Raw genomic sequence first — 11,901 nt, 5'->3', positions numbered from 1 at the left:
CGCGGGTATGCGTCTCGCCCGTATCGCCCACCCGCAGGGATTCGCCTTCGTCGAAGTCCGCGGTGATGTCACCGATCCCGCCACCCTCACCTGCGCGGAGATCGCCGAACACCCCTTCGGCACCCCCGAGTTCACCGGCCGCGAATGGCCGCTGGCCGACGTCCGTCTGCTCGCTCCGATCCTCGCCTCCAAGGTGGTGTGCGTCGGTAAGAACTACGCGGAGCACGCCGAGGAGATGGGGTCCGAGGCGCCCGCCGAGCCGCTGATCTTCCTGAAGCCCAACACCTCGGTGGTCGGCCCCGAGGCCGGGATCGCGTACCCGCCCAGTTCCGAGCGGGTGGACCACGAGGGTGAGCTCGCCGTGGTGATAGGTCAGCCCTGTCGCGACGTCTCGGCCGCCCGGGCCCACGAGGTGATCCTGGGGTACACCTGCGCCAACGACGTGACGGCGCGCGACCAGCAGCTCGCGGACGGTCAGTGGACCCGCGGGAAGGGGTACGACACCTTCTGCCCGCTGGGCCCCTGGATCGTCACCGACCTGGACCCCAACGGCCTCGACGTCCGCACCACGCTGCACCACCCGGACGGGTCCTCGGAGCTGCGCCAGGACGGCAACACCTCCCAGTTCATGCACACCGTCGGGGAGATCATCGAGTACGTCAGCAGGGTCATGACGCTGCTCCCGGGCGACGTCGTGCTGACGGGAACCCCGGCCGGCGTCGGCCCCATGCTCCCCGGTGACCGGGTCACCGTGGAGATCGAGGGCATCGGAGCGCTGACCAACCCCGTCGTCGACAGGTAGGTCGGGTCCCGACCCGCCTGACGGTCGAGACCCGGTCGGGGGGTCCGGTCACACGGCGCCCAGCGCGGTGAGGACCGTGCGGAGTTTGGCGGCGGTCTCGGCCACCTCGTCGTCGGGGTCGGAGTCGGCGACGAGCCCCCCGCCCGCCCAGGCGATCGCCCCCGAGCGATCGGCGTCGATCTCGGCGCAGCGGATGGTGACCATCCAGTCGCCGTCTCCGCCCGCGTCCGCCCATCCCACCGCACCCGAGTAGAAGCCCCGCCGGCCCTCGAGACCCGCGATCACCCGCCGCGCCTCATCGGTGGGGGTTCCGCACACGGCGGGGGTGGGGTGGACGGCCAGCGCGAGGTCGAGCGCGGTCGTCCGCGGGTCGGCGACCCGTCCGCGGATCCGCGTCCCCAGATGCCACATCTCACGGGTGGAGGTGAGCGACGGGCGCTCGGGGATCTGTAGATCCCGGCAGAGGGGGGCGAGCGCCGTCGCCAGGGAGTCCACCACGAACGCGTGCTCGGCGGCGTCCTTGCCCGAGGCCTGCAGTGCCCGTCCCGCGGCCTGGTCCACCGACGTGTCACGGGAGCGGGGGGCGGATCCGGCGAGCGGATGGCACTCCACCACGTCACCCCGTCGACGGACGAGGAGCTCCGGGCTCGATCCCACCAGGATCCTGCCGGAGTGGACCCCGCCGGCGGGGGACAGGTCGACCAGGAATCCATCGGCCGACGGGCTCGAATCGATGAGCGCCGCGCACACGGCGTGGGGGTCGATCGGGTCGTCCGCGAGCAGCCGGACCGCGCGCGCGAGCACCACCTTGTCCAGCCCACCCGCCCGGATACCCGCGATCGCGGTGGCCACCCGTCTCCGGTGGGCCTCAGTCGAGGGCAGTTCCTCGACGACGCGGGCGCGCGTGCGGAGCGAGCGGAAGTAGGCGGGCGGCTCGAGTGGGCCGTCGGTCCGGACCACGATGTCGGGCTCGACCAGTGCTGCCGGGGCGTCCGGCTCGAACCCGATGGCGCCCACCACCAGCCCGCAGCGTCCGGACCGGAGGGCCAGCGCCGCGTCGGCGGGGTCGGGGAAGGCGCGGAGGGAGCCCTGGGTCCGCAGCGATCCGGTGTGGCGCGACAGGAGGAAATCCGGGGCGGTGACAGGCCTGGCGGCGTCGGGGTGGGGCCCTGACGCCACGGCTCGCCTCCCTCGACTCCGATGTGCGTGGATCGCGCGCGAGTGGCGGGCCACGGGTACCCGCCGATCCTAGGCCGGTCCTGCGCGGGGGTGCGAGCCGGGACCGTCACTAGGATGGTGCGCATGACAGCCCCAGACGTCCGTGTCCGTTTCTGCCCGTCGCCCACCGGTACTCCTCATGTGGGGCTCGTCCGGACGGCGCTGTTCAACTGGGCTCACGCCCGGCACACGGGCGGGACCTTCGTCTTCCGCATCGAGGACACCGACGCCGCACGCGACTCGGAGGAGTCCTACCAGGCCCTGCTCGACGCGCTCCGGTGGCTCGGGCTGGACTGGGACGAGGGTCCGGAGGTGGGCGGTCCGTACGCCCCCTACCGCCAGTCCGAACGACGCGACCAGCACCTCGATGTGGTGCGCAGGCTCGTCGACGCCGGTGAGGCCTACGAGTCCTTCTCGACCGCCGACGAGGTCGAGGCGCGCCACCGGGCGGCCGGGCGCGACCCCAAACTGGGGTACGACGGCTTCGACCGCGACCTGACGGAGGAGCAGAAGCAGGCCTACCGGGACGAGGGCCGTGGCGCCGTGATCCGGCTGCGGATGCCGGACGAGGACCTCGGGTGGGACGACCTCGTCCGCGGGGAGACCGTGTTCAAGGCCGGCACCGTTCCGGACTTCGCGCTCACCCGGGGCAACGGGATCCCGCTGTACACCCTGGTCAACCCGGTGGACGATGCGCTCATGCAGATCACCCACGTCCTGCGCGGCGAGGACCTGCTCAGCTCGACCCCCAGGCAGATCGCGCTCTACCGTGCGCTCACCCGGATCGGGGTCGCAGACCGTGTGCCCGAGTTCGGGCATCTGCCGTTCGTGATGGGGGACGGCAACAAGAAGCTGTCCAAGCGGGACCCCGAGTCGGATCTGTTCCTGCACCGCGACCGCGGCATGCTGCCCGAGGGGCTGCTCAACTACCTGGCGCTGCTGGGCTGGGGACTGTCGGACGACCGCGACGTGTTCTCCCTCCGGGAGATGGTGGAGGCCTTCGACGTGCGCCAGGTCAATGCCAACCCCGCGCGCTTCGACCAGAAGAAGGCGGACGCGATCAACGCCGAGCACATCCGGCGGCTCCCGCCGGAGGAGTTCGCGCGTCGGCTGCGGGACTTCCTCGAGGCACACCCGTCCGAGGACGGACTCACGCTGCCCGCGGAGCTGGATGGTGATCGTTGGGCGGTGCTCGCGGATCTGGTGCAGACCCGCATCGTCGTGCTGTCCGACGCGTGGGACCTGATCCGGTTCCTGGTGGTGGACGAGTCGGAGTTCGTCGTCGACCCCGGGTCCGCCGCCAAGAACTTCAAGGCCGATGCGCGCGAGGTGGTGGACGCGGCGGCGGCCGCACTGGAGTCGGTGCCGGAGTGGTCCACCCCCGCGATCGAGGCCGCGCTCTCCGTCGCGCTGGTCGACGAGCTCGGGCTCAAGCCGCGTAAGGCCTACGGTCCGGTGCGGGTCGCGGTGACCGGATCGCACATCTCCCCGCCGCTGTTCGAGTCGCTGGAACTGCTGGGTCGCGAGGTCACACTGGCCCGCCTGCAGGCCGCGCCCATCGCTGAATGACCTGGCGATTTGCTATTCACCCTCGGTGCTTTGATAGTCTCTTCGAGGTCGCCCCGCACGGGGCGGACAAGTGAATACAGTGGCCTATGGTGTAATTGGCAACACAGCGGTTTCTGGTACCGTCGTTCTAGGTTCGAGTCCTGGTAGGCCAGCTGAGCGCGTTGTAGCGCTCACTGCAGCGGTTCCTCGCGGAGCCGCGTCCTGAGCCCCCGTCGTCTAGCGGCCTAGGACGCCGCCCTCTCACGGCGGTAGCGTGGGTTCGAATCCCATCGGGGGTACACACGAGAACGCCCGGAGCATCATGCTCCGGGCGTTTTCTCGTTCTCGGCCCGGTCCTCTCCACCCCGGTCCTCTCCACCCCGGTGCATCCCGGCGCCGTCCTTCTTCCGATCGGGGGAGAACGGACGGACTGGTCCGGTCAACCGGCGGTCGTCACGTCGACCCGCCCCCGTCCTCGGAGCCGGATGAGGTGCCGCGCGTGTTCGTCGAGATCACGGTCCTCCGCGGTCAGCGGGGTCCAGTGGGGGACCGGGGTGGGGCGGAGATCCGGGCCCAGAGCCGCGCACACGGCCAGGCAATGGGTCGTCAGCACCCGTTCGGGTGACGTGGGCTCACCGGACCGCACGTGGACGGACACGTGCATCGTCTCGTGACCGGTGTGCAGGAGCCTGGCCTCCACCTCGACGACGTGGCCGATCTTCACCGGGTGGTAGAAGCGCACCCCGCCGGCGTACACGGAGGTGCACGGGGTGCCCGACCAATGGGTCGCACACAGGTTCGCGGCGTCGTCGATCCACGACATGATGCGCCCCCCGTGCACGTTGCCGCCCCAGTTCACGTCACCGGGGGCCGCGAGGAACCGCAGGGCCGATCGGGGTGCGGTTCCCGCGTCGGTATAGCTCTGGACGGCCATGGCGTCCTCGATGTCCTTCCGCAGGGCGATGCGCATCACCGCCTCGTCGGACTCGTGGACCTCCAACCGGGAGGCGGGCCGCCAGGACGGCACCGGGGTGGGTCTCCCCTCGCGGACGGCGATGAAGACGACCAGGCACTCCGCGCAGTGGCGGAAGTCGAGGGTCACGGGGTCGCAGGCCCGGACGTCGCACTGGATGTGCATCGAGGTCGATCCCGTGTGGACGAGTCGCGCCGACACCTCGACGAGTTCACCGGCCTCGATCGGCCGCGAGAAGCGGACGTTGCCCACGTAGGCGGTGACGGCGTACCCGCCGGACCACACCGCGGCCTGGGCGTACGCGGCCTTGTCGATCCACTCGAGGATGCGGCCGGTGTGCACCTGGTTCCCGGTGCCGACGTCGGTGGGTGCGGCGAGGAAACGCAGGACGGTCTCTCGGGGAGTGTTCACGCTGGGCAAGCTATCGCCGTCGCGTAACGGGGCGGTTGCCGCGGGTGTGGATCGCGTGTCGGTGTGCTCACCCCGGTCCGGCGGCGCGGTGAGCACGCCACCCGGTCGGCGGGTCCGATCCGCCGCGGGGGTCAGTCGACCGTTTCCTTGAGGGGGTCCTCCCGGATGAACAGCAGCAGCACCGTGGCGATGAGCAGCAGGGGGACCACGACGAGGAAGATCGGCACCAGGGCGTCGTTGTAGGACCCCACGATCGCGTCGTGCAGGGGCCCCGGGAGGCCGGCGAGGATCTCCGGGCTCATCGAGTTCGCCGCGCCGGAGCCCTCGGCGAACGACGCGGCCACCTCGGCCCCCTCCGGCCCCATCGCGGACGCCGCGGCCGGGATCCGGTCGCCCATGAGATCTGCCAGGCGGCTGACGAAGAGCGACCCCACGATCGCCGATCCCAGCGTCCCGCCGATCTGGCGGAAGAAGTTGTTGGACGCGGTGGCGGTCCCGACCATCGAGACGGGGAACGAGTTCTGGACGATCAGGACGAGCAACTGCATGCACAGGCCCAGGCCGAAGCCGAACACGAACAGGACCGCTCCGAGGTGCAGGAGGGTGTCGGCGGCCTCGAGGGAGCTGATGAGCCACAGACCCACGGACATGATGACCGTCCCGACCACGGGGTACCACTTGTAGCGGCCGGTACGGCTCACGATGTTGCCCACGACGATGGAGGTTCCCATCATCCCCGCCATCATCGGGGTCATCATCAGTCCGGCGTCGGTGGGCCCGAGCCCGTGGACCATCTGGATGTAGGTGGGCAGGTAGGTGATGGTCCCGAACATCGCCACGCCGATGATGAGCCCGGCGGCCGTGGAGAGCGCGAAGTTGCGTTCCGCGAACAGCGTCATGGGGATCAGTGGGTGCGGCGATCGCAACTCGACGAGGACGAACGCCGCGGCGCAGATCAGGAACAGCGCCGCGAGGCCGAGGATCACGGGGTCGGTCCACGTGTAGCGGTTACCGGCCCACGAGCAGACGAGGATGAGCGCCGTGGTGGCCGTGACCATGAGGACGGTGCCCGGCCAGTCCGTGCTGCGGCCCGTGCCGCGGGTGGGCAGCTTCAGGTAGAGGACCGCCACCACGAGGGTGAGCAGGCAGATCGGCAGGTTGAACCACAGCGCCCAGCGCCAGCCCGGGCCCTCGGTGAAGAATCCGCCCAGGAGCGGACCGAGGATCGACGACAGTCCGAAGACGGCCCCCATGACCCCCATGTACCGGCTCCTCTGCCGGGCGGGGACGACGTCGGCGACGATCGCCTGCGACAGCACAATCAGGCCGCCACCTCCCAGGCCCTGGATCGCGCGCGAGACGATCAGGATGTCGATGCTCCACGAGAGGGCCCCGAGTACGGAGCCGCCGAGGAACAGCAGGATGGCGGCGACGAAGAGCGGCTTTCGGCCGATCTGGTCCCCGAGCTTGCCGTACACGGGGAGCCCGATGGTCATGGTCAGGAGATAGACGGTGATGACCCAGCTCATCTTGTCGACCCCGCCGAGGTCCGCCACGATCGTGGGCAACGCGGTCGCGAAGATCATCTGGCCCAGGGACACGATGAGCATCCCCAGCAGCAGGGAGGTGAAGACCAGCGGCACGTTGTGGGATGCCGGAGCCGGTCCGGTGGGTCGGCGATCGTCCGTGGCGATCGTGCTGGTGTCGTTCGTGCTGGTGTCGCTCATGACGTGGTTCCCGAGGTCTCAGGGGAGATGGTCCCGGCCGGTCTGGTCCCGGCCGGCGTGGCGTCGGAGGGCGCGGTGACGAGAAGTGCGAGCTGCCGGAGGGCGAGGGCACATTCGGCGTCGAGGTCGGCGAACGTCGCGGCCTCCCGTGTCAACCAGGTGGACAGCCCGAGGTTGGCCGAGGCGGCCACGAGAGCCACGTAGGCACGTGCCTCCGCCCTGGCCGCGACCCCGTCGAGGCGGCGCAGGGCCGGGTGGCGCTCGAAGTGTTCGGTCACCAGGTCCACCAGACGGAGCTGGAAGTGAGATGACGCGGTCACCCGGGCCACCCCGAGGTCCGGGTCGGCCCGGAAGATCTCCGCTCGACGGTGGGCCAGGGTCGCGGTCTGGGCGTCGTCCGCGATCCGCGCGGCCGCGAACGCCGCGAGGAACAGCCTCAGGAGCGCCCCGGGGACGTCCGGGTCGGCAGCGTCGAGGAATTCCCGGCGGACCGCGAGCGGGACGTCCCGGGGCGGCGAACCGATGACGGCGGCCTCCTTCGAGGGCACGTAGTTGAAGAACGTGCGCTTGGAGACCTGGGCGGCGGCGCAGATCTGGTCCACCGTCACACAGTCGTACCCGTGCTCGAGTACGAGGGAGGTCGCGGAGTCCTCGATGGCGAGCATCGTGGCGCGGCGTTTGCGCTCGCGGAGGGAGTCCGGTTCCGGCGGTGAGGTCACCAGGAGAGTCTACAGAAAAGTAGACTGAGTGCATATTTACACCGGGTGAACGGCGGTCGGCCCGCCGATTTTGTGGAGCGCCGGTCGGGTCGCTAGAGTCGAGGCGTACCAGGCCCCCGTCGTCTAGCGGCCTAGGACGCCGCCCTCTCACGGCGGTAGCGTGGGTTCGAATCCCATCGGGGGTACTCAGTGACATGTCCCGGTTACTCGCGTGAGCGAGGAGCCGGGACATCGCGCATTTCGGGACGTGAGACCATTCCCCCGTGCACTCTCGTCGCGATGTCCTCCGACTGGCGCTCGGCGCCGGTGCCGGGCTGGCGACTCTGTCCGCGTGCGGGGCGGTGGGGGAGACGACGACGGGCCCGACCACCACGACGGGCGACCCGATGGCCCCACCGAGTCCCGTCCGTACCCCGACCGATGACCCACCGGTCCGGCGTGTGATGCCCCTGTCCTCCGCTGACCTGGACGTCGTGCTGGCCCTGGGGCTGGAGCCGGAGGCGGCATGGGCGGCGGACGGGACGGGGCCCCGCCCGTGGCGGGATCGGCCGTCCCCGCCCGCGCCGGACTGGGGTGGCCCTGGGCTCCCCAGTCTGCGCTCCCTCCTGCCGTTCGGGGTCGATGCCTTCGCGCTCGCCGCGGCGGACGTCTCCGAGTCCCAGCTGCGGGGGTTCGAGCAACTCGCCACGGTCATCGTGGACCCGGGCGGCCGTCCGGGGTGGCGGACGCACCTCGGGGTGGTGGCCGAGGCCGTCGACCGCGATCCGGACCGGATCGCCGCCACCGCCGAGGAGGCACTGGATTCGTGGACCCGGGGGCAGCGGAGGCTCGGGGTCGACGCCGTCGTCGTCGTCATCGGCACCGGCGCCCGCCCCGACACCCCCGTCGCCACCCTCCACGACGGTTCCCCGTTCGCGACGGAGATCCGCGATCTGGGTGTGGACGTGATCTCCCACCCGGAGCCCGTCCCGTACCGGGAGCTGAGGCGTCCGGGCGTCCAGGTGGTCCGGGTGGATCCGCGCGACGGCGACCTCGTGGCGGCCGTACGTCAACCGAGCGTCAGCAGCCTGCCGTGGGCGCTCGGCCGACTGGTCGAGGGGCGACGGCCCGCCTGAGCGCTCGGACCTACAGCCTCTTGTGGATCGCCTCCGCGGCCGCGAGGAGGTCGGCCGCCCAGCGCACCCCGGGGCGTCGACCGATGCGGTCCACCGGGCCCGAGACGGAGATCGCCGCCACGACGCTTCCGCCGGCGTCCCTGATGGGGGCGGAGATGGAGGCGACGCCCGCCTCGCGCTCGGCCACGGACTGGGCCCAGCCGCGTCGCCGCACCTCGGCGAGCTGACGCTCGGTGTAGGCGGCGTCCACCAGTAACGCCCGCTGGGTGGCGGGGTCGGCCCACGCCGCCAGGACCTTCGCACCCGAACCCCGGCTCATGGGCAGGATGGCCCCCACGGGGACGGTGTCCCGCAGGCCGGTCGGGGGCTCGGCGGAGGCCACGCAGATCCGCCGGTCGCCGTCGCGCCGATACACCTGGACGCTCTCCTCCGTGGCCTCGCGGAGGCGGGGCAGGACCGAGGATGCGGCCTCCGCCAGGGAATCCGCGGCGTGCGCGGCGAGCTTGGCCAGGCCCGGGCCGAGGCTCCACACGCCGGCGTCGTCCCGGGACAGGAGTTGGTGGATCTCGAGGCCCACCGCGAGCCGGTGGGCGGTGGCCCGGGGGAGTCCGGTGCGCTCGCAGAGGTCGGCCAGGACGCACGGCTGCTCGGCCACCGCGTGGAGCACCGTCATGGCTTTGTCGAGGACTCCGATCCCGCTATACTGTCTCACAGTTCGACTATAGCGTCCTACATGGTGAGAATCCATCGGTTCGACACCCGGGCGTGGACTGGAGGCGTGATGAGTGTGACACCGTCCGGAGGTGCCCGGGGCCGAACCCTGGCGGAGAAGGTCTGGGACGACCACGTGGTGGTCAGGGGCGAGGGGGAGGGCGAAGCCCGTCAGCCGGACCTCATCTACGTCGATCTCCACCTCATCCACGAGGTCACCAGCCCGCAGGCCTTCGACGGACTCCGGCTGGCGGGCCGCGTCCTGCGCCGTCCGGACCTCACCCTGGCGACCGAGGACCACAACGTCCCGACCGACATCGTCGGCGGGGCCGTCAACCTCATCGCCGACCGCGTCTCACGGACCCAGATCGAGACGCTGCGCACCAACTGCGAGGAGTTCGGGGTCCGGGCGTACCCGATGGGTGACCCGGGGCAGGGCATCGTCCACATCATCGGGCCCCAGCTCGGCCTGACCCAGCCCGGCATGACCGTCGTGTGCGGAGACTCGCACACCTCGACCCACGGAGCGTTCGGCTCCATCGCGATGGGTATCGGGACGTCCGAGGTCGAGCACGTCATGGCCACCCAGACACTGTCGCTGCGGCCGTTCAGGACCATGGCCGTCACCGTCACCGGCGAACTGCAGCCGGGGGTCTCCGCCAAGGACCTCATCCTGGCCGTGATCGCCCAGATCGGGACGGGCGGGGGTCAGGGGCACATCATCGAGTACCGCGGCGAGGCCATCGAGAAGCTCTCGATGGAGGCGCGGATGACCATCTGCAACATGAGCATCGAGGCCGGCGCCCGGGCCGGGATGATCGCCCCGGACCAGACCACTTACGACTACCTGAAGGGGCGGCCGCACGCCCCCGCCGGGGAGGAGTGGGACGCCGCCGTCGAGTACTGGACCGGCCTGCGGACCGACGATGACGCGGTGTTCGACACCGAGGTGGTGATCGACGGCTCCGCCCTCACCCCGTTCGTCACCTGGGGCACCAACCCCGGCCAGGGTGTGCCCCTCGGGTCCACCGTCCCGCACCCGGAGTCCTTCGGGGACGAAAGCGACCGTGTCGCCGCCGAGGGTGCGCTCGAGTACATGGACCTCGAGGCCGGCACCCCGTTGCGCGATGTCCCGGTGGACGTGGTCTTCGTGGGCTCGTGCACCAACGGGCGTATCGAGGACCTCCGGACCGTGGCGGAGATCATCGACGGCCGCGCGGTCGCCGAGGGTGTCCGGATGCTGGTCGTCCCGGGATCGATGCAGGTGCGCCAGCTCGCCGAGCAGGAGGGCCTGGACAAGGTGTTCACCGCGTTCGGCGCCGAGTGGCGTCAACCGGGGTGCTCCATGTGTCTCGGGATGAACCCGGACTCACTCGAGCCCGGCCAGCGCTGTGCCTCGACCTCCAACCGCAATTTCGAGGGCCGCCAGGGCAAGGGCGCCCGTACCCATCTCGTCAGCCCGGCGGTCGCCGCGGCCACGGCCGTCGTCGGCCGCCTGGCCTCGCCCGCCGATCTCGAGCCCGCGAAGGGGGCCTGATCATCATGGAGCCGATCACCACCCACACCGGCATCGGGGCGCCGTTGCACCGGTCCAACGTGGACACCGACCAGATCATCCCCGCCGAGTACCTCAAGCGCGTCACCCGCACCGGTTTCGAGGACGGACTGTTCTCGTCCTGGCGAGCGAACGAACCCGACTTCGTCCTCAACCGTTCCCCGTACGACCGCGCCTCGGTGCTCGTGGCGGGTCCGGACTTCGGCACCGGCTCGTCGCGCGAGCACGCGGTCTGGGCCCTGAAGGACTTCGGCTTCCGCGTCGTCATCTCCTCGCGCTTCGCCGATATCTTCCGCGGCAACTCCGGCAAGTCCGGACTGGTGGCCGCGCAGGTCGAGCAGCAGAACGTCGACCTGCTGTGGAAGATCATGGACGAGCGTCCGGGCCTCGAGTTGACCGTCGACCTGGGGACCCGGACCGTGACCGCGGGGGACGTGACCGTCCCGTTCGAGATCGACGACTACACCCGCTGGCGCCTCATGGAAGGTCTCGACGACATCGGGCTCACCCTCCGGCAGGCCGATGCGATCGCGGAGTTCGAGCAGCGCAGGCCGACCTTCAAGCCCGTCACCACGCTGCCCGGTCGCGGCTGACCGACCGGGCACCTGGCGGCTGACCGACCGGTCCGGAGTCACGTCCGGAACGCTCCCCGTGACGGCAACGTGTGAGTATGCTTATATTTCGTATGACGCGGTGCTCTGCCGCGTCGGCGTACTCACCCTAAGGGGGATCCCTCGTGAACAAGGCCGACCTGATCGCCGAGCTGGCGGAACGGATGGACGGAGACCAGCAGCTCGCCACCGAGGCGCTGGAGAACACTCTCGACATCATCGTGCGGGCGGTGGCGGCCGGAGAGTCCATCACCATCATGGGATTCGGCATCTTCGAGAAGCGCGCGCGTGCGGCCAGGGTCGCGCGCAACCCGCACACCGGTGAGTCCATCCCGGTGCCACCCACGTACTCGCCCGCCTTCCGGCCCGGGCAGTACTTTAAGTCCGTCGTCCAGGGCACCGAGACGCTCCCGGAAGGGCGACTCGCCGCAAAGCGGTCCAGTTCACACCAGTCCTTCGGCGGTGTCGGGAAGAACGGCGTGAACCACCGCGACAAGGTCAGCTGACCGTC

Annotated in this window: 11 protein-coding genes and 3 tRNA genes; 9 read left to right on the top strand and 5 right to left on the bottom strand. The window is 70.5% G+C overall.

Annotated features, from left to right (window positions below; genetic code table 11):
- Positions 1-7: 7 nt before the first annotated feature.
- Complete coding sequence (locus ABD250_RS01215; protein ID WP_182641135.1) at positions 8-802, top strand: fumarylacetoacetate hydrolase family protein; 795 nt, start codon at positions 8-10, stop codon at positions 800-802.
- Positions 803-850: 48 nt separating this feature from the next.
- On the opposite strand, the gene ABD250_RS01210 is transcribed toward ABD250_RS01215, so the two are convergent.
- Positions 851-1,981, bottom strand: a complete 1,131-nt coding sequence (locus ABD250_RS01210) for an isochorismate synthase (RefSeq protein ID WP_182641134.1) — start codon at positions 1,979-1,981, stop codon at positions 851-853.
- A 123-nt stretch (positions 1,982-2,104) separates the two neighbouring features.
- Here ABD250_RS01210 and gltX point away from each other — a divergent pair, with 123 nt between their 5' ends.
- The 3 genes from gltX (at position 2,105) to ABD250_RS01195 (ending at position 3,867) form a co-directional block, all read left to right on the top strand.
- Complete coding sequence (gltX, locus tag ABD250_RS01205; RefSeq protein WP_182658658.1) at positions 2,105-3,589, top strand: glutamate--tRNA ligase; 1,485 nt, start codon at positions 2,105-2,107, stop codon at positions 3,587-3,589.
- An 80-nt stretch (positions 3,590-3,669) separates the two neighbouring features.
- Positions 3,670-3,741: transfer RNA gene (locus ABD250_RS01200), tRNA-Gln, on the top strand.
- Between the two features lie 53 nt (positions 3,742-3,794).
- Positions 3,795-3,867: transfer RNA gene (locus ABD250_RS01195), tRNA-Glu, on the top strand.
- 140 nt (positions 3,868-4,007) lie between these two features.
- Here the strand turns inward: ABD250_RS01195 and ABD250_RS01190 are convergent.
- The 3 genes from ABD250_RS01190 to ABD250_RS01180 form a co-directional block, all read right to left on the bottom strand.
- Positions 4,008-4,952, bottom strand: coding sequence for a hotdog domain-containing protein (locus ABD250_RS01190; protein ID WP_179525507.1), 945 nt, complete (start codon positions 4,950-4,952; stop codon positions 4,008-4,010).
- A 131-nt stretch (positions 4,953-5,083) separates the two neighbouring features.
- The gene (locus ABD250_RS01185) at positions 5,084-6,679 is read right to left on the bottom strand and encodes an MDR family MFS transporter (protein ID WP_194306924.1); all 1,596 of its coding nucleotides are present in this window, start codon (positions 6,677-6,679) and stop codon (positions 5,084-5,086) included.
- Complete coding sequence (locus ABD250_RS01180) at positions 6,676-7,398, bottom strand: TetR/AcrR family transcriptional regulator (RefSeq protein WP_182609688.1); 723 nt, start codon at positions 7,396-7,398, stop codon at positions 6,676-6,678. Before ABD250_RS01180 ends, ABD250_RS01185 begins: the two co-directional genes overlap by 4 nt.
- 112 nt (positions 7,399-7,510) lie before the next feature.
- Between ABD250_RS01180 and ABD250_RS01175 the strand changes: the two genes are divergently transcribed.
- Both ABD250_RS01175 and ABD250_RS01170 read left to right on the top strand, forming a co-directional pair.
- A tRNA-Glu gene (locus ABD250_RS01175) sits at positions 7,511-7,583 on the top strand.
- Between the two features lie 78 nt (positions 7,584-7,661).
- Positions 7,662-8,513, top strand: coding sequence for a substrate-binding domain-containing protein (locus ABD250_RS01170; RefSeq protein WP_259843903.1), 852 nt, complete (start codon positions 7,662-7,664; stop codon positions 8,511-8,513).
- Between the two features lie 10 nt (positions 8,514-8,523).
- On the opposite strand, the gene ABD250_RS01165 is transcribed toward ABD250_RS01170, so the two are convergent.
- Positions 8,524-9,225, bottom strand: coding sequence for an IclR family transcriptional regulator (locus ABD250_RS01165; RefSeq protein WP_179525504.1), 702 nt, complete (start codon positions 9,223-9,225; stop codon positions 8,524-8,526).
- Between the two features lie 69 nt (positions 9,226-9,294).
- On the opposite strand from ABD250_RS01165, the gene leuC reads away from it, so the two are divergent.
- The 3 genes from leuC (at position 9,295) to ABD250_RS01150 (ending at position 11,896) form a co-directional block, all read left to right on the top strand.
- Positions 9,295-10,761: a 3-isopropylmalate dehydratase large subunit gene (gene leuC, locus ABD250_RS01160; RefSeq protein ID WP_182658112.1), complete on the top strand. Its 1,467-nt coding sequence runs from the start codon at positions 9,295-9,297 to the stop codon at positions 10,759-10,761.
- A 5-nt stretch (positions 10,762-10,766) separates the two neighbouring features.
- Positions 10,767-11,372, top strand: coding sequence for a 3-isopropylmalate dehydratase small subunit (gene leuD / locus ABD250_RS01155; protein ID WP_182609742.1), 606 nt, complete (start codon positions 10,767-10,769; stop codon positions 11,370-11,372).
- A 143-nt stretch (positions 11,373-11,515) separates the two neighbouring features.
- Entirely contained in the window at positions 11,516-11,896 is a 381-nt protein-coding gene (locus tag ABD250_RS01150; protein WP_179525501.1) for an HU family DNA-binding protein, read from the top strand.
- Positions 11,897-11,901: the final 5 nt, after the last annotated feature.

It is taken from the genome of Dietzia cercidiphylli, assembly GCF_039531545.1.
Classification (GTDB): Bacteria; Actinomycetota; Actinomycetes; order Mycobacteriales; family Mycobacteriaceae; genus Dietzia; species Dietzia natronolimnaea.
The sequence above is the reverse complement of the archived record's forward strand: the minus strand, read 5'-3'. Positions and strand labels throughout refer to the sequence as shown.

What these genes read in the sequence shown, in the direction of transcription:
- ABD250_RS01215 (WP_182641135.1), top strand. Translation starts at nt 8, where the DNA reads ATGCGTCTCGCCCGTATCGCCCACCCGCAGGGATTCGCCTTCGTCGAA.
- gltX (WP_182658658.1), top strand. Translation starts at nt 2,105, where the DNA reads ATGACAGCCCCAGACGTCCGTGTCCGTTTCTGCCCGTCGCCCACCGGT.
- ABD250_RS01185 (WP_194306924.1), bottom strand. Translation starts at nt 6,679, where the DNA reads ATGAGCGACACCAGCACGAACGACACCAGCACGATCGCCACGGACGAT.
- leuC (WP_182658112.1), top strand. Translation starts at nt 9,295, where the DNA reads ATGAGTGTGACACCGTCCGGAGGTGCCCGGGGCCGAACCCTGGCGGAG.
- leuD (WP_182609742.1), top strand. Translation starts at nt 10,767, where the DNA reads ATGGAGCCGATCACCACCCACACCGGCATCGGGGCGCCGTTGCACCGG.